This window comes from Pantoea sp. AS142 (assembly GCF_037152305.1).
Taxonomy (GTDB): Bacteria; Pseudomonadota; Gammaproteobacteria; order Enterobacterales; family Enterobacteriaceae; genus Pantoea.
In genome coordinates this window covers 385,019-409,233 of sequence record NZ_JBBCMO010000001.1, presented here as the reverse complement: position 1 = coordinate 409,233, position 24,215 = coordinate 385,019, and the positions used below count along the sequence as shown (strand labels likewise).

At 55.2% G+C, this 24,215-nt stretch carries 17 protein-coding genes and 2 pseudogenes; 7 read left to right on the top strand and 12 right to left on the bottom strand.

Going from position 1 to position 24,215, the window contains the following annotated elements:
• Positions 1 to 156 precede the first annotated feature (156 nt).
• The 6 genes from WFO64_RS02045 to nac all read right to left on the bottom strand — a co-directional run bounded on the left by WFO64_RS02045 (position 157) and on the right by nac (position 4,780).
• Positions 157 to 900 carry an amino acid ABC transporter ATP-binding protein gene (locus WFO64_RS02045; RefSeq protein WP_337008491.1) on the bottom strand — a complete coding sequence of 248 codons (744 nt, stop codon included), beginning with the start codon at positions 898 to 900 and terminating at the stop codon, positions 157 to 159.
• Positions 897 to 1,664 (bottom strand): amino acid ABC transporter permease, encoded by a 768-nt coding sequence (locus WFO64_RS02040; RefSeq protein ID WP_337008490.1) that lies wholly within the window; start codon positions 1,662 to 1,664, stop codon positions 897 to 899. Before WFO64_RS02040 ends, WFO64_RS02045 begins: the two co-directional genes overlap by 4 nt.
• Before the next feature lie 5 nt (positions 1,665 to 1,669).
• Positions 1,670 to 2,365, bottom strand: coding sequence for an amino acid ABC transporter permease (locus WFO64_RS02035; protein WP_337008489.1), 696 nt, complete (start codon positions 2,363 to 2,365; stop codon positions 1,670 to 1,672).
• Between the two features lie 23 nt (positions 2,366 to 2,388).
• Positions 2,389 to 3,141: an SDR family oxidoreductase gene (locus WFO64_RS02030; protein WP_337008488.1), complete on the bottom strand. Its 753-nt coding sequence runs from the start codon at positions 3,139 to 3,141 to the stop codon at positions 2,389 to 2,391.
• 133 nt (positions 3,142 to 3,274) lie between these two features.
• Positions 3,275 to 3,715, bottom strand: a complete 441-nt coding sequence (locus tag WFO64_RS02025; RefSeq protein ID WP_337008487.1) for an acetyl-CoA carboxylase biotin carboxyl carrier protein subunit — start codon at positions 3,713 to 3,715, stop codon at positions 3,275 to 3,277.
• A gap of 141 nt (positions 3,716 to 3,856) precedes the next feature.
• Positions 3,857 to 4,780, bottom strand: a complete 924-nt coding sequence (gene nac / locus WFO64_RS02020) for a nitrogen assimilation transcriptional regulator NAC (RefSeq protein ID WP_337008486.1) — start codon at positions 4,778 to 4,780, stop codon at positions 3,857 to 3,859.
• 280 nt (positions 4,781 to 5,060) lie between these two features.
• Here nac and WFO64_RS02015 point away from each other — a divergent pair, with 280 nt between their 5' ends.
• Positions 5,061 to 6,263, top strand: a complete 1,203-nt coding sequence (locus tag WFO64_RS02015) for a pyridoxal phosphate-dependent aminotransferase (RefSeq protein ID WP_337008485.1) — start codon at positions 5,061 to 5,063, stop codon at positions 6,261 to 6,263.
• 65 nt (positions 6,264 to 6,328) lie between these two features.
• Here WFO64_RS02015 and WFO64_RS02010 read toward each other — a convergent pair whose 3' ends face one another.
• From WFO64_RS02010 to WFO64_RS01995, 4 genes are all read right to left on the bottom strand, one after another.
• Entirely contained in the window at positions 6,329 to 7,099 is a 771-nt protein-coding gene (locus WFO64_RS02010; RefSeq protein ID WP_337009473.1) for a 5-oxoprolinase subunit PxpA, read from the bottom strand.
• An 18-nt stretch (positions 7,100 to 7,117) separates the two neighbouring features.
• Positions 7,118 to 8,107 carry a biotin-dependent carboxyltransferase family protein gene (locus WFO64_RS02005; protein WP_337008484.1) on the bottom strand — a complete coding sequence of 330 codons (990 nt, stop codon included), beginning with the start codon at positions 8,105 to 8,107 and terminating at the stop codon, positions 7,118 to 7,120.
• Positions 8,104 to 8,733: a 5-oxoprolinase subunit PxpB gene (pxpB, locus tag WFO64_RS02000; RefSeq protein ID WP_337009471.1), complete on the bottom strand. Its 630-nt coding sequence runs from the start codon at positions 8,731 to 8,733 to the stop codon at positions 8,104 to 8,106. The genes WFO64_RS02005 and pxpB overlap by 4 nt, the downstream gene beginning before the upstream one ends.
• 87 nt (positions 8,734 to 8,820) lie before the next feature.
• Positions 8,821 to 9,660: a transporter substrate-binding domain-containing protein gene (locus WFO64_RS01995; RefSeq protein WP_337008483.1), complete on the bottom strand. Its 840-nt coding sequence runs from the start codon at positions 9,658 to 9,660 to the stop codon at positions 8,821 to 8,823.
• A 178-nt stretch (positions 9,661 to 9,838) separates the two neighbouring features.
• On the opposite strand from WFO64_RS01995, the gene WFO64_RS01990 reads away from it, so the two are divergent.
• Together WFO64_RS01990 and WFO64_RS01985 are read left to right on the top strand one after the other, a co-directional pair.
• On the top strand, positions 9,839 to 10,759 hold the full coding sequence (locus WFO64_RS01990; RefSeq protein WP_337008482.1) for a DMT family transporter: 921 nt from the start codon (positions 9,839 to 9,841) through the stop codon (positions 10,757 to 10,759).
• Positions 10,760 to 11,217: 458 nt separating this feature from the next.
• Positions 11,218 to 12,684 (top strand): prolyl oligopeptidase family serine peptidase, encoded by a 1,467-nt coding sequence (locus WFO64_RS01985; protein WP_337008481.1) that lies wholly within the window; start codon positions 11,218 to 11,220, stop codon positions 12,682 to 12,684.
• 426 nt (positions 12,685 to 13,110) lie between these two features.
• Here WFO64_RS01985 and WFO64_RS01980 read toward each other — a convergent pair whose 3' ends face one another.
• Together WFO64_RS01980 and bglX are read right to left on the bottom strand one after the other, a co-directional pair.
• Positions 13,111 to 13,986 carry an oxygenase MpaB family protein gene (locus tag WFO64_RS01980; protein WP_337008480.1) on the bottom strand — a complete coding sequence of 292 codons (876 nt, stop codon included), beginning with the start codon at positions 13,984 to 13,986 and terminating at the stop codon, positions 13,111 to 13,113.
• A gap of 96 nt (positions 13,987 to 14,082) precedes the next feature.
• Positions 14,083 to 16,380, bottom strand: coding sequence for a beta-glucosidase BglX (bglX, locus tag WFO64_RS01975; protein ID WP_337008479.1), 2,298 nt, complete (start codon positions 16,378 to 16,380; stop codon positions 14,083 to 14,085).
• A 155-nt stretch (positions 16,381 to 16,535) separates the two neighbouring features.
• Between bglX and dld the strand changes: the two genes are divergently transcribed.
• The 4 genes and pseudogenes from dld to WFO64_RS01955 all read left to right on the top strand — a co-directional run bounded on the left by dld (position 16,536) and on the right by WFO64_RS01955 (position 24,060).
• On the top strand, positions 16,536 to 18,239 hold the full coding sequence (gene dld, locus WFO64_RS01970) for a D-lactate dehydrogenase (protein WP_337008478.1): 1,704 nt from the start codon (positions 16,536 to 16,538) through the stop codon (positions 18,237 to 18,239).
• A 327-nt stretch (positions 18,240 to 18,566) separates the two neighbouring features.
• A pseudogene (locus tag WFO64_RS01965) lies at positions 18,567 to 19,922 on the top strand (OprD family outer membrane porin).
• A gap of 48 nt (positions 19,923 to 19,970) precedes the next feature.
• Positions 19,971 to 22,088, top strand: a pseudogene (locus WFO64_RS01960) (family 20 glycosylhydrolase).
• Between the two features lie 1,033 nt (positions 22,089 to 23,121).
• On the top strand, positions 23,122 to 24,060 hold the full coding sequence (locus tag WFO64_RS01955; RefSeq protein WP_337009469.1) for an omptin family outer membrane protease: 939 nt from the start codon (positions 23,122 to 23,124) through the stop codon (positions 24,058 to 24,060).
• The last annotated feature ends 155 nt before the right edge of the window (positions 24,061 to 24,215 follow it).

The window sequence follows — 24,215 nt, the reverse complement described above, 5'->3', positions numbered from 1 at the left end:
ATGACTTTTAATCGGCACCCCCCTCCGCCCAGGGAGGTGTTTATCAGGCCGGTATTCTGTTTCTGGATGGAACAGGATTGTGGGTCAGGGTCAGCTTTTACCCTGGTGAACCCGGAGAGCAGAAAATGGCGTATTAATCGTATGCCACTACATCCCTTATATATTACGGATGTGTAAATCGCTTAGAAAACGCTGCGCACGTGCATGTTGTGGCCTTCTGAAGAAATTCTCTGGCGATGCTTTCTCAAGAATCTGCCCCTGATCCATAAACCAGATGATATCTGCCACTTCGCGCGCAAAGTTCATCTCGTGCGTCACACATATCATCGTCATCCCTTCCTGCGCCAGACCCCGCATCACATTCAGCACCTCCCCCACCATCTCCGGATCAAGCGCCGAGGTCGGCTCATCAAACAGCATTACCGGCGGCTTCATCGCCAGCGCACGGGCAATCGCCACACGCTGTTGCTGACCGCCAGAGAGTTGCGCCGGATAAGCATTGGCTTTATGCGATAAACCAACACGCTCCAGCAACTCCCCGGCATGCTGGCGCGCCTGCGACCGCTTCACACCCAGTACCTTGACGGGTGACAGCATAATGTTGTCGAGTACCGAGACATGCGGAAACAGGTTGAAATTCTGGAACACAAATCCAATGCGAGTGCGCAATGGGTTAAGGCGAGCACTGCTGCCATGAATATCCATGCCATCAAACAGAATCTGTCCCTGCTCTATTGGCTCCAGACGATTCACGGTGCGGATTAGCGTCGATTTACCCGAGCCTGAAGGGCCACATACCACCACCACTTCACCGGTTTTAACTTCTGCGCTCAGATTGGTCAGCGCCTGGTACTCGCCATACCACTTGTTGACCTGATTGAAGAGAATCATAGGTCTCATGATGGCTCCTTATTGAGATTGTGTTTTGTCAGCACCAGCGGCGCATCCAGGGTTTCAGCATCCGATCGCGCATTACGCCGTTTACTGGCAATGTGCTGCTCCAGTTTGTCCGCAAGCCAGGTCAGGCTAAAGCAGATGATGTAGTAGCTCAGCGCGACAATAGTGAATACTTCGAACGGTTTGGTCAGCAGTTGGTTACTCACCTGGTTGGCTGCATAGGTCAGTTCCGGCACATTAATGACATAACCCAGGGTACTGTCCTTGATAATCGATACCAACTGACTGACCAGACTCGGCAGGCTGTTGTACAGCGCCTGCGGCAGGATCACTAAACGCAACGCTTTAATGTGGCCCATTCCAAGCGCGCGAGATGCTTCATATTGTCCTTGTGGCAACGCCTGAATACCGCCCCGCACAATCTCGGCGATGTAAGCGCTTTCATAAACCACCAGCGTGCATAGCATAGTGGAGAAGCCGCTGATGTTATGACCAATCAGCAGCGGCACGCAGAAGTAGGTCCAGAACACGACCATCATCAACGGTATACCCCGCAGCAGATAAACCCAGCAGGCTGCTGGCCAGCTGAGCCAGCGCCAGGGCGACAGCCGCGCCAGCCCCAGTAACACCCCGATTGGAAAGGCAAATACGACGGCCAGAACCGAAATCAGTAGCGTACAGAGGATGCCGCCCAGCGGGCCGTTCGGATACTGGCCCATCAGGAACAGCATGCCGTTATCGTGCATTATTGTGAAAATATCGAACATCGTGATTACCTCGCGTAGGCGCGCTGGAAATGTCGCGCCAGCAATGCGCCTGCGCCCATCAACACCAGGGAGAACGCCAGATAGCCAACCGTTCCGACCAGATAAGCCTCGAAGGTACGGAACGTCTGGTTTTCAATATCACGCGTCACGTAGGTCAGCTCAGTCACGCCGATCACCATCGCGAGGCTGGTGTTTTTAAATAGCAGCACAGTATGGTTAACCATCAATGGCAGGGCGTTGCGGATGCCCTGCGGCAGAATTACCGATCCCATCGCGCGCACATAGCTCATGCCCAGCGCTCGGGCCGCTTCGTTTTGTCCATCCGGGATGGCGCGCAGTCCACTGCGGATATCCTCAGAGAAGTACGCCGCCTGACACAGGCCAAGCGCGAACATGGCAAACAGGAACTCCGCGTTGAAATCGTTAATCCACATCTGCAGCGACTCCGGCAACAGCGTCGGAATGGCGAAATACCACATCATTAACTGAATCAGCGTCGGCACATTGCGGTGATAGGAGACGTACGCTTTGACTACCCACACTGCTGGCCGGTAAGCCGTCAGGCGTATCACCACCAGCAACAAGGCGATAAACATGGCGAGCAGCCAGGCACCCAATGCCAGTTGCAGGGTGACCGCAGCCCCATCGACGATCATCTGACCGAAATGGCCGGTTACCACGCTGCTAAAATCGAGTGCCATGATGTTTCCTCTTCGCCGATGGTTCAGGTCTTGCTCTCGCCCGGACGCATGGTAGAGAGCCCACCAGGCACCTGCAGAGTCGGGGTAATTTCGATGTTGCCGATATTGACGGCAATCGGCGCCGAAACGGCAAAGGCGACACAGTCAGCAATATCTTTCGCCTGCGGCAGTTCAAAACCATCAATGAACTGGCGGCGCGCCTCGTCGTGATCGCCGGAAACGTTGCCGAAAATATCGGTTGCTACACGCCCCGGACAGATTTCCGTAATGCGCACCCGCTTGCCGTAGCAGTCGACGCGCAGCTGGCGGGTTAACGCATGCACACCTGCTTTGGTGGCGTGATAAACCGAGTTGCCGCCAAAGTTGTAGATGGCAGCGATGGAGGTGATGTTAATCACGTGACCACAGTCGCGTGCCACCATGCCCGGCACCAGCAGGCGGCAAAGGTGCAGCACGGCGCGCAGATTTACATCTACCTGCGTTTCCACCACATTCTCATCAGCATCCAGGATCGAGCCTGGGTGCGATACGCCGGCGTTATTTATCAGAATGTCCACCTGAAGATCGCGGCAAAGTTCCGTCAGAGCCGCAAGATCGGCCACGTCGACGGCGTGCGGAACACAACCCGTACGATCCGCCAGCGCCGCCAGTTGCTCTTTCCGCCGCGCCACTGCATGAACGGTAATACCTTCCTGACACAGACGTTCAACGATCGCTGCGCCCATCCCGGCTGAGGCGCCGGTCACCAGCGCAACTTTATAATCTGAAAATGGCATTCTGCCTCTCCTGTTAGCACTACGGCGTCCATCACCGCGGTGTGAATCTCTCTGTTTTTGACTCTATTCAGTAATGCCTGTCAGGTATAAGACATAAAAGATGTGAGGCGATAAGGGGGTCTTATAACCTTACTTAAACGGCCTCTGCAGCGCTAATCAGCGCGACTTCACTGCCATACTCCACCCGTTGATTCTGCGTTACGGAGATCGCTACCAGCATGCCGTCTGCCGGGCTGTTAACCGGCAGATAAAGGGAACCGATCTGGACCAGCGCCAGTAAATCATCCTGTTTTACCTGCTGGCCCGGCTGAGCGTAAGTCACGCCACTGAATGGATGTTGCAGCAGGATTTTGCCCGGCATCGGCGCAAAAATGGGAGTAGGGGCGGGTTTGGCGGTATGTGATGTCAGCGCGGCAGTCGCGGGCTGCGCTGCGTCGGCCGATGAGCGCGCGGCCTCGAATTTCATATTCGCCGACCAGTTTTTACCCTTTAATTCAATGCTGTTCAGACCGGCGGCACGCATTTTGCGCGCCACCTGACGTAATTCAGGGAAGGCTATTGATTGTTTTTCCATATTGGTTCCGCCGCAGGTGCATATCGTCATTAACGCTGCTTACAGGTAGCTGCGCCTGTCATGTATGCGTTGCACTCTAGCGCGTTGTCCCTCTCAGCCAGTAAGAGGGTTTCGCTTTGCGGTAATAAGCGTGGCTTATTGTCATCCAACCAGCGTCAGCGGGCGGTTGTCGACGGTACGACGCGCCATCAGCGACAGCAGGATCGCCTTCACCGCTTCCGCTGGCTCTGACAGCGGCAGATGGTCGGACATACAGAACGACAGTGAGGCCTGCAGATCAGGTTCGACAATTTTCGCCATCCACGCATCGGAGGCTTTTAGCATCGCATGTGCCGCCGACTCCGGCATAATGGTACAGCCCATGCCCGCCGCCAGCGCTGCATTCAGCGTGGTTTGTGATTCAATCTCGCACGTCACCCGGTAGCTCAGCCCTTTATGCACAAAGGCGTCATCCACCACCTTACGCATAATGTTGTAAATGCGCGGCAGAAAGAGATCATGGCGCGCCACCTCCGCCAGTGAGATCTGTTTCACCGGCTGGGCAATACTCTGCGGACAGACAAAACAGAGGTCTTCTTTCATCAGTGGGATAAAACGCAGGCCATGGATATTACGGTTATCGTAGATCACCGCCATATCCATCCGCCCGTTCATAATCAGTTCGCTGAGCGTAGTACCGAAATTCTCATTGAAATAGAGCACAATACCCGGATGCTGCCGCTGCACTTCCGCCAGCAGCGGCAGCGCCAGTTGCTGGGCGGCAGTACCCGGTGCCAGCCCGACAGAGACATGGCCACAAAGCGCCGCGTCTGAGCGATCAATCGCGTTTTGCGCCTGGTCACACTGACGCATAATCGCCTGCGCATGAGTGTAAAGGATTTTACCTGCCTCGGTCGGCGTGACGCCACGCTTGGTACGGATCAGCAGTTGCTGGTTCACTTCACCTTCCAGGGTAGCCAGTTGCTGGCTGAGCGCAGGCTGAGCGATATGCAAAATATCGGCGGCTTGCGTCAGACTGCCGACATCGACAATTTTGATAAAGTACTTCAGGCGACGCAAATTCATGGACAGGACCTCACAACGTGGCTGATGAGGAGTAATAAGCAAAGTTGATGCCATAACGGCAATGCCGCCTGCAATGACAAACTTATCAGCAATCCGTCCCGCCGTGCCCTTCCCCCTGCGCGCACAGGTCGCAGCCTGCACCAATGCAGTGCGCGAACCGGGCCAGTCATCGTTTTGCGTTATAGCATCAAAACAAACCTCTATTAACTGCTGCCGTCGGCCAAACCCTATCCTTTCCGGGCATCCTCATTCTTTTTCCACGCTACAGGAAAACCTGCTTATGCCTGAGATAGCCAATCGCTTAAAAAATGTTGCCGTTTCCGCCTCCGTAGCCATGACGCAAAAAGCGCGCGATCTTGCCGCGCAGGGTATTGATGTCGTGGGACTGTCGACCGGCGAGCCTGATTTCCCCACGCCTGAACATGCCACGGAAGCGGCATACGCCGCAGCGCGTGCGGGTGATACGCGTTATCCGCCAACCGACGGCACCCCAGCGTTACGCGCAGCAATTCAGCGTAAGTTTATGCGCGATAACGGGCTGCAATATGATGTCAGCCAAATCCTCAGTGCGGGCGGCGCGAAACAGATTATCTTCAACGCTATGCTGGCCACTATCAATCCGGGTGATGAAGTGGTCATCCCGACGCCATCATGGATTAGCTATGCTGATATCGTAAAATTCGCCGGAGGTACGCCAGTGCCGGTACCCTGCCACGAAGAGAACGGCTTTAAACCGCTACCGGCTGATCTGCAGGCGGCCATTACCGCCCGTACTAAATGGCTGTTGCTGAACTACCCGAGCAACCCAACCGGTTCTGTCGCCAGCCGCACTGAACTGCAGGCGATTGCTGATGTAATGCTGGACCATCCGGACGTCTGGATCCTGTCCGACGATATCTATGAGCACCTGATCTATGATGGCGTTACCTTCCTGACCATTGCCCAGGTAGAACCGCGACTGTATGACCGCGTTCTGACGGTGAATGGCGTATCGAAAGCCTATTCAATGACCGGCTGGCGGCTGGGTTTTTGCGGCGGCCCATTGCCGCTGATCAAAGCAATGAGTAATGTGAATACACAGAACAGCGGCGGCGTGACTACCCTGACGCAGGCTGCCGCTGTTGCAGTGCTTGATGGGCCACAGACGCTATTACAGGAGAGGGCGGAGATTTACCGCCAGCGACGCGACTATGTGCTGGCGCGGCTGAATGCGGTGGAGGGCGTGAGCTGTCATCGTCCGCAGGGAGCGTTTTATCTGTTCGTCAATATCGCGGCGTTTATTGGCAAAACCACCGCCGGTGGCCGTGTCATCAGTAATGACGCGGACTTTGTGATGGCGCTGATTGAAGAGCAGCATGTCGTGACGGTACAGGGTGCGGCTTACGGTATGAGTCCCTATTTCCGCCTCTCCTATGCGACCAGTATGGAACGGCTGCAGACGGGGTGCGATCGAATTGCGGCGTTTTGCGCCCGTTGTCATTGAATGGCGGCCCACCTGGCATTATAAAAAAAGCGGCGCCTGCGCCGCTTTTTTTGCGGTTGCCTGTATTATCCGGCCAGTACTGCCGCCGCCGGACAGACGCTACCGCCATTTGCTTCTATTTCACTGCGCACAATCGTCGCCAGTTCAACCGAACCGGGCGTATCGCTGTGGATCAGAATTGAGCGCGCTCGCACTGGCAGTTGATGACCGTCGAGAGTTGTCACCGTCCCATGCAGCATAAACTGGCGCACGCGCGCACGTATGGTACTCTCCTCTGTGATCACCGCCCCCGGCGTGCCACGCGGTATCAATCCCCCTTTCGCGCCATAAGCACGGTCGGCAAGGAACAGTGTCAGCGTTGGCAGGCCAGCATTCTGCGCCGCCCGCTCGATAATAGTGTCCGGCTGGGCAAAGATAATAAGCGCCGGATCGATGCGTGCAATCGCCAGCATCACCTGCGCTGCCAGCGCTTCATCACGGTTAATAATATTGCCCATCGCAGCGTGAAAACTGACATGCGCCACCTGTGTGCCTTCGGCACGGGCAATGGCGCTGAGCGCGCCAAGCTGGTAGATCACCTGCTGACATAACTCATCGGCGCTGAACGGCAGCTCACGGCGGCCAAAGCCCTGGCGATCCGGCAATCCCGGATGGGCGCCAATCCCCACGCCGCGTGCTTTCGCCAGCCGCACCATGCGCGTCATGATCGCCGGATCGCCGGCATGGAAACCACAGGCAACATTGGCGGAAGAGACCACCTGCATCAGCGCAGCGTCATCACAAACCTGCCAGACGCCAAAGCCCTCACCCATATCGGAATTAACATCAATTTTCATCATCTTGTCCTGTTCAGATCAGCAGAGACCCGCCACCTTGCTCATCGATGGCACATCGCAGCGCACACGGTTCAGCCACGCATCCACTGCTTGCTTAATCGCCAGCGCCTCGCGCGCGTCACTGCGAACCAACTGCAGCGACTGGCCCGGCTGCAACTGGCCGAGGCGCCATAAATCGTCTTCAATCACGCAGGCGATTTTCGGGTAACCGCCTGCTGTATTAGCGTCGCTTAGCTGGATAATTGGCTCTCCGGCAGGGGGCACCTGCACAATGCCAGGAATCAAACCATAGGAGCGCATTTCGACCACTTTAGAGGGCTGAATTGGCGCGCCAGCGAGACGATAGCCAGTACGATTGCTTTGCATTGACACCTGCCAGCTCTGTTGCCAGAAACGGTCATGGTCGGCGGCGAACAACGGATATTCACCGGAAGGGATAGCACGCAACTGGATATGCCCGTCGCGGTTGAACGGAAACACCGATGCCAGCGCGACCAGGGGCGGCGCGATGCCCATTCCATGTGCCGGTAATGCCAGCACGCTGGCTTCCCCCAACGGCAACCGGTCTCCGCGCTGTAGCTGACGACCACCGAAACCACCGAAACTGCCGCGCAGCGCGGTGCTACGTGAACCCATCACTTCCGGCACATCAATCCCACCCGCAACACAGAGATAACCGCGTGCGCCGACACGCGGATAATGCAGCTCCAGCACCTGACCGCTGCGCACCTGGCAGCCCCACCACGGCGGCAGCGCTTCGCCATCCAGTTGCGCCCGGCAGTCCGCGCCTGTCAATGCGATACGGGTATCACGCAGGAAACGCACGCGAAACGGAAACATCTGTACTTCAATAGCGGCGGCATTTTCGTCATTACCTGCCAACAGGTTACCGGCGCGCAGCGCCAGCGTATCCATTGCTCCACTTACCGACACGCCCAGATGTCGCCAGGCGGGACGCCCCAAATCCTGCACCGTATTGAGCGCACCGCTTCGTTCAATCTCAATCACAGCTCAATCCTCTCTGGCAGGAAACGGATGGTGTCACCTGGCGCCAGCAGAGCCGGGCTCTCCGCATAAGGGTCGAAGACTTCGATTTCGGCATAACCGATAGCATTCCACCCATTGGGACCCGTCAGCACCGATACCCCCGCCTGCGCACCGCCAATAGTGACTGTGCCTTTCAGCATGTTGAGTGACGGTATTTTCTTACGCGGCGTCGCCACCGCAGGATCAAGTCCATGCAGATATCCAAATCCAGGAGCGCTGCCGAGTGCAAATACGGTGTACTCACCCTGATAGTGACGCCGAATTACCTCACGCGCGGAAAACCCACTATGCCGGCACACCGCATCCAGATCAGTGCCGTGTTCACCCCCGTAGCATACCGGAATCTCAATCAGCCGCCCTTGCGGATGCACTTCCTGCGCCTGACGCCAGTAAGCCCGCAACTGGGTTTCTACCGCCTCACTGTCAGGCTGGATAGTGCGGAACAACACCAGCAGGTTGGTCACGCCAGGAATGAGCGACTCGACATCATTACGCTGTGCCAGCAGCCGCGCCAGTGACCAGATACGGCGCTGGGCAGGCAAATCAAATGCCCCCGGCGCTTCCACCAGCCATGCGCGACCGCCCATGGTCGAGAGAGTGACGCTCTCTCCATCCTCTGCCGTAGCAACAGGGATAGCATGGTTTCTCAGTTCACTCACCAAAGCAACCATCCGTTATTCCAGTGGTTCGAATTTCAGGCTGGAAAGCGGCTGGACACGCTCTTCACGCACCATTTTGTATTCGGTTTTGGGTCCAATCCAGGTCTCCCAGATGTGGTCAATCACACCTTCATTATCCATCGTTTTCAGGCTGGCATTGACGCTGGCCAGCAACGCCGGTTCGTCACGTTTCATTCCGACGCCAATCGGCTCCAGCGCCATCGGCTCTTTAATCATCGCCAGCTCGATGCCATCTTTCCTCGCCTGCGAAATCATTTTGATGCCGGTCATGGTGTTGGTGACAAATCCCACCACCTTGTTCTGCTGTAGCGCAAGGAATGCTGACGCCGCGTCCTGGAACGTTACCGCTTTGCCGCCTTTAAGATGAATTGACTGTTCTGAGGTGGTGCCTTTAGTCGCGCTGATACGTTTACCTTTAAATTCTTCCAGCGTCTTGTTCCCGTTGGCTTGTTTCACCAGCAGCATCTCTTTCGCCACGTAGTAAGGATCGCTGAACTGAATCTGCTTACCCCGCGTTTTGGTATAGGCCAGGTTGGCGATCAAGACATCAGCACGGCCGGTGGCAATCACCGCGATACGCGCTTCTACCGACGTCGGCATCAGGACCACTTTCACCCCCATCTGCTTGCCCAACGCATGACACAGATCCACATCCATGCCCACCAACTGACGGGTTTGCGGGTCCGGTGAAGAGAACGGCGGCACATCGGAATAGACTCCGCATTTCAGCTCGCCGCGCGTTTTAATATCAGACAGCAGGTCAGCTTTTGCTGATGAAACGGCCAGCATCAGTGGCAGGGCCAGTGCAACGTAAGCGCCTTTTTTCAATGTCATTATCATTTTCCCCGAGCGTGTTTATTCACCTGTGACGAGAGCTTTGGACTATATCGGCTTTGCGGAAAAGCCAGTAAGAGGGAAACCCTGTCGGGCGATACGCAATTTATATGACGTCCCGCAGTGCGGATTGGGGAAAACTAACAGCAGCAAAATGATCCGCATAAAAGGCACAACCATGAATGGCAGACTTGGCGTATTACTGAAAATCCTGTCGGCGCTCTGCGCAACACTGATGCTGGCCTGTGTCAAAGGGCTGGGCGGGACGATCCCAGCCGGTGAGGTGATTTTCTTCCGCTCATTCGTCGCCTTACTTCCGCTGCTAATCTGGTTAAAACTGCAAGGCAATATTCTCGCCAGCCTGAAAACACGCAATATTTTCGGCCACCTGATACGCGGTTTTTCCGGCACTGGCGGTATGTATTTCAATTATCTGGCGCTGGTCTATATCTCGCTGGCAGACGCCACCGCGATCAGCTACGCCGCGCCGCTGTTTACGGTGATTATGGCGGCGCTGCTATTAAAAGAGCAGGTGCGTTTATCGCGCTGGGCTGCAGTGCTGGTCGGTTTTTCCGGCATCCTGCTGATGCTCTCCGCGAACCTTGCCGCCAGCGGCGCGCTCTTCTCGGGCGATAGCGTGGCCGCGGGCGCGGGACTCGGCGCGATTTTTGCGCTGATTGCGGCATTGTGCACTGCGACCTCTATGGTGCAAATCCGTTTTCTGAATGGTCTTGAACAACCCGGCGCGATAGTCTTCTACTTTTCACTCATGACCATGCTGATTGGCCTGACGACGCTGGCGTTTGGCTGGACAATGCCGACCCCGCAGCAGCTGTTATTGCTCATCGGCTGTGGTTTCTTCGGCGGGATGGCACAAATCCTGGTCACCCTGAGCCTGCGCTATGCTGATGCTTCGTTATTAGCGCCTTTTGATTACACCACGCTGGTATGGTCAATGGTCATTGGATGGCTGTTCCTTAACAGCTTCCCCGGCCCATCGACCATTACCGGTGCGGCGATAGTGGCGCTGGCAGGAATTTTTAACATCTGGAGCGATCGGCGTCAGCGTAAAGCGCAAATTATTCGCTCATCGGGTTGAACCGCACCCGTCAGGCTGGCAACCTTTTATTCCTGACGAGCATTGGCAGGGCGATAAGCCACGCTGGCAGCAAACGGGTTTTGCTGGGGTTCGGCTTATCGGGCAGTGGCCGGGTGGCGACGTTTTACAGGCGCGAAGATTCGCGCCGCCTCTCCTTTTGAGCACATTTTTCTCGTCACCCTGGCCGACAGTGCGGCACAATATTTGCCCGAAAAAACCAGCTATGATCGCTACACCTATGAAGCTCTCCTTTCATCTTCTACCCAACGGGCGGCAGTAATCGCCGCAAGAGTTATCGTTGCTCAGTTTAAATACGATGAAAAGGCTTCAATGCCAGATCGGCCCTCCAGGCCCGCTATGATGCCTGATGGACGGGTCTGTTCAGGCGGTATAGCGGGACAACTATCCGCGTGAAGGTGTTTATTCGCGTGGCAATCACAGATTCAGAGGAGAACGGCATGGCAAACATAAGCAGACGGAGCTTCATGGCAGCGGGTACGGCTATCACGGGCGCATTGATGAGCGGGGCAATGGTGAAGTCACATGCCGCAACTGGAACCGGATTCATGGCAGCGGCGACGGGATCTGACGACGCGCAAACACCAACCAACCGCGGCCCCGGCCTACAGCGCATTTTTGCCCTCACCGAAGTAACCGGGGGAGGAGAAAAGGTTTACGGCATCGCGGCCGAATACGATACCGCGATCGATCCCTTAACTCTGACTGCCACCAGCTTCTGGGCAGGCGTTATCCCTGCTACAGAGGGTTACTTCCCCGGCATGCCTCAGACGCTGGATAAAAACGCTTCGCAGGCTGCCGCCATTAAACGGGAAATCCTTCGCGTCTACACCAATTCCCGTCCGGCTATGCTGCCTTCTGAAAAAACGGTAACGGGGAAATACGTGATCATTGAATTACAGCGCGACGAAGACCTGAGTCTTCCGACCACCGACAGTGATCGGGTTGAGCTGGTTCAGCTGCGGGCGGTGAAAACCTCAGCAGGCGTAAACTATCCAGCCAGTAAGACGGTGTGGAGCAACCAGGAAACGCGGGGAAACAATGTGGTGACGCGTGGGCTGGATGGCTGGGAGCAGAACCACTGGTGGTGGGACGATTCACGTTCAGCCTGGCTGGAATACAGTATTTTTCTGCCTGACGCCTTTCTTAAGCCCGGCGGGGAAAATAAATCCTATCCCTTGCTGCTCGCCGTAACCCACTCAGGAACCAGCTATGACGGCACCTGCCGTCAGACGCTGACCGAACAGTGTATTGCCAGCATCTGGGGGCTGCCTGAGGAGCAGGCGCGTCATGAGTGCGTTGTCATCACGCCACGTTATGAGCGCACTACCATGAATGACTACTGGGAGCACACCAGCGATGTTGAAAATACCTTCCGACTCGTCGAGTCACTGTTGAAGAACACATGGAATTACGGCAACCCGAACCTGGAAGACCGCCGTGACAAGGTGCTCCGAATCGACCCTAAACGGGTGTACTGCACCGGCTGGTCAATGGGCGCAATGACCTCGCTGTGGCTAATGGCGAAGCATCCTGGCATTTTTGCCGGCGGACTCATTATAGCGGGACAGCAGCGACCCGCAGATGTCGTCACGCTTGCCAGCCAGAAGCTGCTTATCATTACGGGATCTGACGATAATAAAGCGACCCCGTGGAACGAAAAATGCGTTCCGGTCTGGGAAAAAGCCGGCGGCAAAGTCGTGCGGTCGGGTGAACTTCTTGATCCAACGCTGATCTTCCCAACGGGGAACCAGCATGCACTCACAGACCAGGTCAACGGTTACCTCCGGCAGAACGGTAACATTACGTTTCTGACCTTTAAACAGGTTGATCACATGGCATCCGCGAGAAAATTTTTCTATATCAGCGCAGCCAGAGACTGGTTATTTGACCAGAAGCTGTCCTGAATCCACAGCTGCCCTTTCCCCGGTCCACGCCGGGGTACCTGTCTATCTCAAAAGAGAGAATCATAATAGGGGTATCAGCATTTACCTTGATGGACCGGGAGAGCCTGTTCGGAGTGATATCCGGGTCTACTCCCCTCTGGGGGCGAGTTCTTCTGAATATGCGTGAGCTAATGTTATTGGCTGCCGCCGGAACACAGCAGACGCTGGCATTTACACCTATCGGTCTGCCCTGATTGAGCTTCAATACGTTAACTGTCACATCAAAAGCATCTCCCCAGCGTCTGCTCTTAATTACTGTGGTTGCGTACTCTCTTTATGGACTACCGTCCCCCTTTTTATTTTCCTGCACCGTCCGACTGCCGGAATGGGTTTGTCAACCGCAAAAAAACGCCGAAGTTGCAGAGATAGTGGCCATGACCGGCCCCATCAGCCCGGCTCCCTTCCCATCCGTACCCTCGCCCGATACAAGGCTCCGCGCTGAATCGACCACCGCAAACCCACCGCTATCGCATTAATCTTCTGGTCAATCATCGTCTGCTGAAAGCGGCCAATCTCACGGCCGGAGATCGCCTGCGCCCACGCGGGCATCAGCCCGAACCCTGACTTCAGCATCACTTTCATTACCGGTTTTGCCTGCCAGCTTGGTGCGGGGGCATTCATCAGCAATCGGGTCACTTCGGCAGTACGTTGATCAAAGCGCAGCTCCGTCCGCATCTGTTGCAAATAGTCCGCTACGTCAGTGACGCTTTTCGGCACCCGCTCCGCCCCCAGCGCTTCGGCAATCTGCGCCGCTTCCTGATAGTAGCGGTCCTGTTCGGCGCGGCCGAGCCGCGGATTTTTATAGCGCAGGTGTGCTGCCAGAAAACGGCTGGTCTCCGCCACATGCACCCAGGTCAGCAGATGCGGATCGCTGGCGGCATAGGGTTTACCGGCGCTGTCGACGCCGCTGACGTTAAGATGAATGCGTTTCACCCGGTCGATCAACGTCTGTGCATCCTGCTGATTCCCGTAGGTGGTCACGGCGATAAACTGACTGGTGCGACGCAGGCGGCCCATCATATCTTCGCGGAAATTGGAGTGATCCCAAACGCCCGCCAGCGCAGCCGGATGCAGCATCTGCAACAGCAGCGCGCTGATTCCGCCGCACATCATGGAGGTGAAGTCACCGTGGACGCGCCAGATCACGCTGTCCGGGCCAAACAGACCGGGATCGCCAGGCGGTTGAGAAAGGTCAAATTCATTCATCGACAGGCCATTAAGGCGGAATACCTGCTGCTGAATGCGATCACGCAGATTAATCATGGCAGCTCTGATAGTGGATATGATGCGGCGCGTGGTCGCAGGACGCTAACGACGCGCCGCATCACCTTCCCCTGCATTCAGGGGAAAGGCTGACGGTTATAAATAGTTGAACTGCGCATCCTCAGTACGAACGGAATCGAGTCCAATCATCACCTTGAATTTACCAGGCTCCGCAACGTGCTGCATCTGCTGGTTCCAGAACGTCAATGCATCGACGTCGATTTTAAAGGTCACGGTTTGCGACTCGCCCGCTTTCAACATGATGCGTTTAAAGCCTCGCAGCTCCTGCACCGGACGGCTAATGGAAGCGACCGGATCGTTGAGGTACATCTGCACCACCGTCGCGCCATCGCGCTGACCGCTGTTGGTCACCGTGACGCTGGCTTCGATGCTGCCGTTGCGTGGCATGGTCGGTGAGGACATTTTTACCGGCGATACGGTGAAAGTGGTGTAGCTCAGGCCGTAACCAAACGGATAGAGCGGGCCGTTAACCGCATCGTAGTAGTGCGATGTGTATTTGTTTGGCTTAGCAAAGTTGTAAGGCCGGCCGGTTGGCAGATGGTTGTAATAGATCGGAATCTGACCGACTGAGCGCGGAAAGGAAACCGGCAGTTTGCCCGACGGGTTATAGTCGCCGAACAGTACATCAGCGATAGCATTGCCACCTTCGGTGCCGCTGAACCAGGTCTCCAGCACGGCATCTGCTATGCGATCTTCATTCACTATCGACAATGGACGTCCGTTCATCAGCACAATCACCAGCGGCTTACCGGTGGCTTTAAGCGCGGCTAATAACGTCTGCTGGCTTGGCGGGATCACCAGGTCGCTGCGGCTGGAGGCTTCATGCGCCATTCCCTGCGCTTCGCCCACCGCGGCAACCACCACATCTGCCTGCTTTGCTTTGGCGACAGCATCGTCAATCATCTGTTGCGGCGAACGCGCATCCACCGAGACCGCCGGTTCGTAGAGGTTCAGGAACGCCTGAATCCCCTTGTTGTCGCTGACATTGGCGCCCTTCTCATAGAGCAGCGTCGCTTTGCCTTCAGTGGCATTGCGCATGCCCTGCAGTAGCGAAATGGATTGCTTCGCCACGCCCGCCGCTGACCAGCTTCCCATAATGTCACGCTGACTGTCTGCCAGCGGGCCAATCAGGGCAATGGTGCCCGATTTTTTGAGTGGCAGCGTTTCCAGCCGGTTTTTCAGCAACACGATGCTCTTACGCGCCACATCGCGCGCTTCAGCCCGGTGCAGACGGCTTTCCGCATTGGTGTCCTGCGGGTCGCTCTCTTTCGGACCTAAATGGCTGTAAGCATCGTTAAACAGACCCATATCATATTTGACGTTGAGCACGTGGCGTGCCGCATCATCAATTTCAGCCATGCTGACGTCGCCGCTCTTCACCAGATCCGGCAGATATTTACTGTAATATTCGTCGCTCATGCTCATATCAACGCCCGACTTCAGGGCGATGCGCACCGCTTCCTGCGGATCGCTGGCGACGCCATGTTTGATCAACTCTTTGATAGCGCCGTGATCGCTGATGGTGATGCCTTTGAATTTCCACTTATCGCGCAGCAGATCTTTCAGCAGCCAGCTATCCGCCGTAGCCGGTACGCCATTGATCGAGTTTAGCGCTACCATCACCCCACCGCTGCCCGCATCCAGTGACGCTTTATAAGGCGGCAGATAATCCTGGAACATGCGCTGCGGGCTCATGTCCACGGTGTTGTAATCCCGGCCACCCTCGACCGCGCCATAGAGTGCGAAGTGCTTAACGCTGGTCATCACGCTGTAGCGATCGGCGGCACTTTTTCCCTGCATCGCCTGCACCATGCTGCGACCCATTTCGCTGGTGAGGTACGTATCCTCACCGAAACCTTCGGATCCCCGGCCCCAGCGCGGTTCACGGCTGACATCGACCATCGGTGCCCAGGTCATATTCAGACCATCGTCGGCCGCTTCATAGGCGGAGACGCGCCCTACCTCTTTTACTGCCTCCAGATCCCAGCTGGCCGCCAGGGCTAGGGGAATCGGGAAAATGGTGCGCTGACCGTGAATGACATCAAAGGCAAAAAACAGCGGGATCTTCAGACGGCTGAGCTGCATCGCCTGATCCTGCATCGCGCGGATATCCTGACGCGTGACAGTGTTAAAAATCGCGCCAACCTGACTCTTCTGAATCATGTCGCGAATCGCTTCTTTGGGATTATCAGGTCCGACGCTGATCAAACGCAGCTGGCCGATCTTCTCGTCCAGCGTCATTTTTTTTAGCAGTTGGTTGACGAAGGCATCCCGCGCCTGTTCGGTCATCGGGTGGTTACCTGGCACTGCCTCAGCCAATGCCGGTTGCATCGCGAGGGAGACAGCGAGACTAACAGAGTAAATCCATTTCATCAGGTTGGGTTCTCTTAAGTAACTGCGCAATAGCGAATAAACAGGCGGCAGTGTGCCACAAGATGAGAATAGCAGGTAGCTGCCGCTGTCACACTGCGCTGAGGTGAGTTGACGTGCTACAGTTAGATCGCACTGATAAGACAAGGGAATTGCTCATGATACAAACCTCTGCCCTGCTTTCTGACCTGCGCCGCCTGGTCGGCCCCCCCCATCTGCTGACTGAACCTGAACAGACCGCCCGCTATCGCAAAGGCTTTCGCTCCGGCGAAGGCGAGGCGCTGGCGGTGGCGTTTCCTGGTACGCTGCTGGAGCTCTGGCGGGTACTGCAAACATTGGTGAATGCGGATGTCATTATCCTGATGCAGGCGGCGAATACCGGCCTGACAGAAGGCTCGACGCCGCATGGCGACGATTACGATCGTCCGCTGGTGATTGTCAGCACCCTGCGGCTGGATAAGCTTCAGCTGATCGACAAAGGCCAGCAGGTGCTGGCGTTTCCCGGCAGCACACTCTATCAGCTGGAAAAAGCGCTGAAGCCGCTGGGACGTGAACCTCACTCGGTGATTGGCTCCTCCTGTATTGGTGCCTCGGTGCTGGGCGGCATCTGTAATAACTCCGGCGGGTCGCTGATCAAGCGCGGACCGGCCTACAGCGAAATGGCGCTGTTTGCCCAGATTGATGCGCAGGGAAAACTGAAGCTGGTGAACCATCTGGGCATCGATCTTGGGACGTCACCGGAAGAGATTCTGGGGCGGCTGGATGACGACCGCTGGCAGCCTGAAGATGTGCAGCACGATGGCCGTCACGCCTCCGATCATGAATATGCCGATCGGGTTCGTGAAGTGGATGCGGATACGCCCGCCCGCTATAACGCGGATGCGCGTCGCCTGTTTGAAGCGTCCGGTTGTGCCGGGAAACTGGCGGTATTCGCGGTGCGACTCGATACCTTCGCCCGCGAACCCCAGCAGCAGGTGTTTTATATCGGCACCAACGAACCCGGCGTCCTTAACGATATCCGCCGTCACATACTGGCGCATTTCACCCATCTGCCGGTAGCGGGAGAATATATGCACCGCGACATCTATGACGTTGCGGAAGTCTACGGCAAAGATACCTTCCTGATGATCGACAAGCTGGGCACCGACAAGATGCCGCTGTTTTTCACACTGAAGGGGCGGATTGATGCCTGGCTAAGCAAACTCTCATTCGTTAAACCACACTTCAGCGATCGCCTGTTACAGCGCCTGAGTAAACTGTTTCCGGCGCATCTGCCCAAACGCATGAAGCAGTATCGCGACAAATATGAACACCATCTGATGCTGAAGATGTCGGGCGATGGCGTGGCGGAAGCGCGTAACTACCTGCGCGACTACTTCCGTGAAGGCGGTGGCGAGTACTTTGAGTGTGAAGGTAAAGAAGGTGCGCATGCCTTTCTGCATCGCTTTGCCGCGGCAGGTGCGGCAGTGCGCTACCACGCGGTGCATGCTGATGAAGTCGAAGATATTCTGGCGCTGGATATCGCCCTGCGTCGCAACGATACTGACTGGTTCGAAACCCTGCCCGATGAGATCCGCACCTCGCTGAGCCATCGCCTCTACTATGGTCACTTCTTCTGTCACGTCTTCCATCAGGATTACATCGTCAGAAAAGGCGTCGATGTGCATGCGCTGAAAGCGCAGATGCTGGAGATCCTTCAGGCGCGGGGCGCGGAATATCCCGCTGAACATAACGTCGGTCATCTCTATGAGGCAAAACCACAGCTGGCGGCGTTCTATCGCCAGCTCGATCCCACCAATAGCTTCAATCCTGGCATTGGCAAAACCAGTAAACAAAAGGGATGGGCGGTGAAGCAGGTGTAAGCGCGTTATGGGTCAGCCTGCTTGCCTGAGCAGGCTGATCGTCACAGAGTCTGCTTCACCGGCTCGTCTGCCGCCCCCGTTGCGACACCCCTGCTCTGCGCTATCATCGATATCAAAAAATTGATTTCCTCTCCCATATTGCACCTGCTTTATTTTCTGTCATCGGATTCTGCGTAATACCTCACAAAATACCCTGCCACCAATTGATAATTCACGTCGCGAAAAATAGATTGTCGCCACAAAAATAATATTCTGTGCAAGCATATTAATTTCATTCAGGGAGGAATGGTCATGCGAAAAATTAATTACGCGTTAGCCTTAATAGAAATGCCCGCTGTGACACTAGCGCTGACAGCAATAAATTTATCTCCGGCGAATGCCAGTGGATTTATTGAGGCCGCATCGTTAAAAGGGAATGTTTTTTACTGGCAGCGCCAGCGAGACCGTAAAGATATTGACCCATCCAGTGAATATCGGGGGCAGTACCGGGCGAATTTACATCACGCCACGTTCAACAGTAATCTCGACTACCAGTCAGGCTATGCCGCAGAGTGGATCGGTCTGGACGTTGCGGTTTTTGGCGCAGACGAACTCGCCAGCAGCGGTCCCGCCGCACCCGACGAAATTGGCTTCAGTTAGGCGCGTATGCGCTGGGATGAAAAGTGGAATGGTGACAGCGGTGGTGTCTCGATTTATAAAGCCGCGCTGAAATTGAAATATAACGATTATTGGTTACGTGACGGTTATATTCAGCTAACCGGCCAGACAATCATTGCGCCGCATTGGCGTTTTTACCCGGAACCTATCGCGGCATTGAAGTGGGTGCGCTGTATGATTTCCAGCAGGCGGGAAAATTATCGCTTTCCTGGATGTGGAGCGATAAATATAAAGCCCCCTGGTATCGTGATTGATATGATTTCCGCGAGGCTGATGGCAAAACCCATATCAGCCACCTGCATTCGTTCGGCATGAAATATGACTTCAAACATAATCTGGTGCTGGAGGGCGCACGGGGTCAGGCAGCAGATTATATGGATCAGTACTTTACCAAAGCATCGAGGTCAGCCACCCCTTACGGCAATGCACTCAGTGTCAGCTATCAGTTTTACGGCGCGCACGACAACGTGGCGGGCGGGGCCGCTAACCCCCGCGATGTCTATGATGGCCAGGCTACAGGCGATCACGGTCGGTTATACCGTCGGCCCGGTTGATCTGCGCCTCGAAGGTAGCTGGGTCAAAGCAGAGGGTAATCAGGGTTTCTTCCTTCAACGCATGACGCCGGGCTACGCCAGTTCAAAGGGAAGACTGGATATCTGGTGGGACGTCCATTCCGACTGGAACGCCAATAGCGAAAAAGCGATCTTTGCCGGTGCGATGCTCGACTTAATGCCGTGGCAACTGGCGGGATGGAAAGTGGGCGCATCCTACGTCTGGAGCTGGGATGCCAGACCCGCCACGCTGCCCACCGTTGACCAGAGTCAGCGGCTGAAGGAGTCCGCCTGGAACCTTGATCTGATCTATCAAATCCAGCAGGGCCGCGCCAAAGATAACCAGTTCAGACTGCGCAACACCCGCTACGACAACCACAGCAACCTGCCCAGTTACAGCGGCGGTTACGGCAACATTTTTCAGGATGAGAAGGACCTCAAATTTATGGTTATCGTGCCGTTTACGCTGTTCTGACGCCCTGCTAATTCCCGGATATCTCTTCAGCAGCAAGGATGAATCAACATGTTAAAGTTAAGTCTTATGGCGCTCACTCTGCTGGGCGTTGCAGTCTCAGTCCACGCCAGCTTGTCAGCACAGCAGGTGGTGAATCAAATCAGCCAGTTTGGCGTCACTTATCAGGTGAACGATAATCAGGCCGCCCTGCAGGGTATTGACTGCGCCGCGCTGGGTGCCGACTATGCCGCCTGCAATCGCGCCACCATTACTCTGACCAATAACGGCCCTGCCCTCACTGACAAACACTGGGCAATCTACATGAGCAATGTCCACCAGACGCTGCGTGTCGATAACGATCAGTTTAAAATGACCCACCTGGTCGGTGACTTAACCCGGCTGGAGCCGACCGAGACGTTCACCGGCATTGGTGCGGGCGAATCGGTGCAGATTCCCATCGTTAATGAATACTGGCAACGGTTTATTACCGATGTAATGCCGCGCTGGTATGTCACGTTCGGGCAGGCAATCCCCAAAATTATTGCCAGTACCGATCATGAAGAACCCAGCCAGTTTGTGTTGTCATTGGGTGATCAACACAGTGCCGATGATCATATTGTCCTGATGCAGCCCGCCAGCCGGTTTGAGAAAAACAGCGATGTTGCTACTCTGCCCGCCTCTGCATTGCGCGGTCAAATCACACCAACGCCACTTGAGGTGAAACTCCACCCGCAGAAGGCCGATCTCAGCCGTGGCGTCAGGCTATCCCTTAACGGGCTGACACGTGAAACAGGAGAGGCGGTGAAACAGCGTCTGATCCTGCTCGGCCTGAAAGAAGAGCCTGATGGGTTTGCCGTCACGACACAAATCAAACCAGGTCACTTCAGCGGCAGGCAGGCTAAATCGGGCGCATACGCTCTGGATACCCTCCCCGACGTGCCAGCGTGGTGGTGGGCTACGATGCTGCCGGTGCTTTTTACGGTCTGATGTCAATTCTTTCGCTGATACCCGGTGAAGGCGCGCCACGTATTGCCACGCTGGAAGCCCATGATGCGCAGCACTTTGCCTATCGCGGCGCATTTCTTGATGTGGCCCGTAAACTTTCACAGTAAACAGACGGTCATGCGGCTGCTGGATCAAATGGCGGCGTGGATGATGAACCGCTTCCACTTTCACCTCAGTGACGATGAGGGCTGGCGGATTGAAATTCCCGGCTTACCGGAACTGACTGACGTAGGGGCTAAACGCTGTCATGACCTGACCGAACAGCGCTGTCTGCTGCCTCAGCTCGGGTCCGGTCCGTTGAGCGATAACAACGGCAGCGGCTATTTCCGTCGCGCCGACTACATAGAAATTGTGAAGTATGCGCAGGCCCGCCACATTCAGGTGATCCCGCAAATCGATAGGCCCGCCCATGCCCGTGCGGCAGTCATCGCCATGGAAGCACGCTACCAGCGGCTGATGAAGGCGGGAGAGCCGGAACAGGCCAGTGCGTATCGCCTGATCGATCCCACCGACGGCGCCAATACCACCTCGGTGCAACTTTACGACCGCACCAGCTATCTCAATCCCTGTATTGAGGGGGGCACGCGCTTCAACGACGAGCGTAAAATCTTTAGCTTCGCTCTGGATAACTTGCCGCAAAATGCTGAAACCTCAGTGGATCGCCACGGCAACGTTTTCAGCGCCAAATCAGAGAAACCCTGGAGCGGTGCTTATGGACTCTCGGCCCAACTGTGGAGCGAAACCGTACGCACCGACGCACAAATGGAACACATGATTTTTCCACGCCTGTTTGCGGTAGCGGAACGAAGCTGACACCGCGCCAGTTGGGAGCGGGATTACCAGACGGGTCAGGAGTATACCGGGGGTAAGACCCATCTCGTCGATCAGCAGGCGCGCCTGCATGACTGGCAGCGATTTGCCAATCTGCTGGGACAAGGGGAACGGGCGAAGCTGGATAAAGCGGGCATTGATTATCGCCTGCCGGTACCGGGAGCAAAAATCGTTGATGGCATCCTGTCGATGAATGTGGCATTGCCCGGCGTTACGCTGGAGTACAGCCTGGACAACGGTGCCAACTGGCAGCGCTATGATTCCAACAGACTGCCGCAGGTCAGCAGTGCCGTGATAATTCGCTCGGTGAAGCATGACGGCCAGCGCACCAGCCGGGTTGAATCTCTGTAAAACCGCAGTGCTTGTGGGGTAGCCGCATCAGATGCAATCACATCCGGTGGTAACGCGCTGCCGGATATTGCCTCATGTGGCCCGCTCTCCAGGTAGAAAGTGAGTATAAAACAGGCCGGCTCACGTCAACCTTCAGATTACTGCTCCCCCTGAATCAGGGTGAAACTGGCAGCAATGGAGAAACTATAAAGCGCGGGGAAGACGGCCCGAAGAGGAAAGCGTTCCGTGCCATGAGGGGCGCGGGGCGGGCATGTCAGCTACCGTGTTAAGTTCCGTGCCTATCGCTGCAAGGTGTTTTTTATCCCCCCCCGGAAATCTCGTCTTTTACCTCTCCAGCGCCACAAAGCCCGCTCATCGGGGTTAAAAGGGCTTACATAAACATTTGCATTGTTGAAAGCCCGAATGACGCTTCAGGTAAAGGTATGGCAGGATTTATACGACTGTCACAGGCTACGCCTTGCTTACCGCGCCTTTTAAGCATCTGCTCCATCTTCAACATCATCTGGCACCTCCATGCTGGTGAGCGGCATTTAAGAACGTGCAGTACCATTCATCGTCAGTCTTCAGATCTAAGATGATCATTCAGGTCAGACGTCCGCTTTGTGCCAAAAGCGGACATTGCAGCAGCGCATTTTGCTGGTGCCCTGGGAACCAATCTCCGGGAAATAACACTCACAATTGTAGTGATGTTCTCATATTTCCGTTTTACGCCAGGCGGATACCAGGCATTCGCAACGGCTGCTCACCTGAAAAGAAATCACTGGGTGGCCAAAAGATGACGTCGTGAATGACGACCTGCGGAATGACAAAAATAATTAATGTTTTTTAAAAAAAAGCCGATGAAGAAATTTGCCTTAACGGTTCCAAAATGCGAGCGAAAATGTCAGGTGATAGGCCTACGGCTTCCTGTAAGTCGTGTCGCAGGGTTTCGTCAACATTCTGGGGCTTGTATGAGTTCAGGAGCGCAGCAACCGTGCTACGAAAAGAACGGAACTGCTGTACAAGGATTACCTTTATGGATATGGAATTTAAAATGAAAAAAAGCACTGTTGCAGTGATGATGATGGCGACTCTCTCAGGCGGAGCCTGCGCTGAATCAGGTCGTTTTTCACCGAATTTTTCCCCGGAAAGCTTTACAGTCTCGACGTCAGCCGGGATGCTGAGCGGGAAATCGCATGAGATGGTTTATGACCCTGACACAGGCCGTAAAATCAGTCAGCTGGACTGGAAAATAAAGAATGTGGCTATTCTGAAAGGCGAGCTATCCTGGGATGCTTACTCATTTCTGACGCTGAATGCACGAGGCTGGACTTCTCTGGCTTCTGGTTCAGGTCACATGGATGACTATGACTGGCTTGATGACAACCAGTCCGAATGGACAGACCATTCATCCCATCCCCGCACGGATGTCAATTACGCCAATGAATACGATCTCAATGTAAAGGGCTGGGCATTACAGGGCGATAGCTATAAAGCAGGGCTAATGGCGGGTTATCAGGAAACCCGTTTAAGCTGGACAGCTTTTGGTGGCACTTACAACTACGATAACGGTGCTTCTACCGGTGATTTCCCAAGAGGCGAACGTGGTATTGGCTACAGCCAGCGTTTTTCTATGCCTTACATTGGCCTGGCGGGCCAGTATCGTATTAATGACTTTGAATTTAACGCCTTATTTAAATTCAGTGACTGGGTTCGGGCACACGATAACGACGAGCACTACATGCGTGATCTCACCTTCCGTGAGAAAACGACTAATTCGCGCTACTACGGAACCTCGGTAGATGCTGGATATTATGTGACGCCCAATGCCAAAGTATTTGCTGAATTCACCTACAGCAAATATGAAGAGGGAAAAGGAAGCACTCAGATCATTGACAGACTCTCAGGTGATTCAGCATCCATCGGTGGAGATGCGGCTGGTATTTCAAATAAAAACTATACCATTACAGCCGGCCTGCAATACCGATTTTGATTCGGCTCTACTTGCCACATGATGATTTAAACCTTAAGCCCCTAAGGGGGCTTTTTAATACGTTGCCGCTGGCAAAAGGTTGGATGAAATCGTCTATACAGAGGGGATCGGAGCCCTCTTTTTTGCCGGTCTTTACCGAGCACCGCCTCCCACTG

Coding starts and splice junctions, on each gene's coding strand:
- WFO64_RS02035 (WP_337008489.1), bottom strand. CDS start 2,365: ATGGCACTCGATTTTAGCAGCGTGGTAACCGGCCATTTCGGTCAGATG.
- WFO64_RS01995 (WP_337008483.1), bottom strand. CDS start 9,660: ATGACATTGAAAAAAGGCGCTTACGTTGCACTGGCCCTGCCACTGATG.
- WFO64_RS02045 (WP_337008491.1), bottom strand. CDS start 900: ATGAGACCTATGATTCTCTTCAATCAGGTCAACAAGTGGTATGGCGAG.
- WFO64_RS01955 (WP_337009469.1), top strand. CDS start 23,122: ATGAAAAAAAGCACTGTTGCAGTGATGATGATGGCGACTCTCTCAGGC.
- WFO64_RS01980 (WP_337008480.1), bottom strand. CDS start 13,986: ATGATTAATCTGCGTGATCGCATTCAGCAGCAGGTATTCCGCCTTAAT.
- WFO64_RS01990 (WP_337008482.1), top strand. CDS start 9,839: ATGAATGGCAGACTTGGCGTATTACTGAAAATCCTGTCGGCGCTCTGC.
- WFO64_RS02030 (WP_337008488.1), bottom strand. CDS start 3,141: ATGCCATTTTCAGATTATAAAGTTGCGCTGGTGACCGGCGCCTCAGCC.
- WFO64_RS02040 (WP_337008490.1), bottom strand. CDS start 1,664: ATGTTCGATATTTTCACAATAATGCACGATAACGGCATGCTGTTCCTG.
- WFO64_RS02010 (WP_337009473.1), bottom strand. CDS start 7,099: ATGAAAATTGATGTTAATTCCGATATGGGTGAGGGCTTTGGCGTCTGG.
- dld (WP_337008478.1), top strand. CDS start 16,536: ATGATACAAACCTCTGCCCTGCTTTCTGACCTGCGCCGCCTGGTCGGC.
- WFO64_RS02025 (WP_337008487.1), bottom strand. CDS start 3,715: ATGGAAAAACAATCAATAGCCTTCCCTGAATTACGTCAGGTGGCGCGC.
- pxpB (WP_337009471.1), bottom strand. CDS start 8,733: ATGGGCGGTCGCGCATGGCTGGTGGAAGCGCCGGGGGCATTTGATTTG.
- WFO64_RS01985 (WP_337008481.1), top strand. CDS start 11,218: ATGGCAAACATAAGCAGACGGAGCTTCATGGCAGCGGGTACGGCTATC.
- WFO64_RS02015 (WP_337008485.1), top strand. CDS start 5,061: ATGCCTGAGATAGCCAATCGCTTAAAAAATGTTGCCGTTTCCGCCTCC.
- nac (WP_337008486.1), bottom strand. CDS start 4,780: ATGAATTTGCGTCGCCTGAAGTACTTTATCAAAATTGTCGATGTCGGC.
- bglX (WP_337008479.1), bottom strand. CDS start 16,380: ATGAAATGGATTTACTCTGTTAGTCTCGCTGTCTCCCTCGCGATGCAA.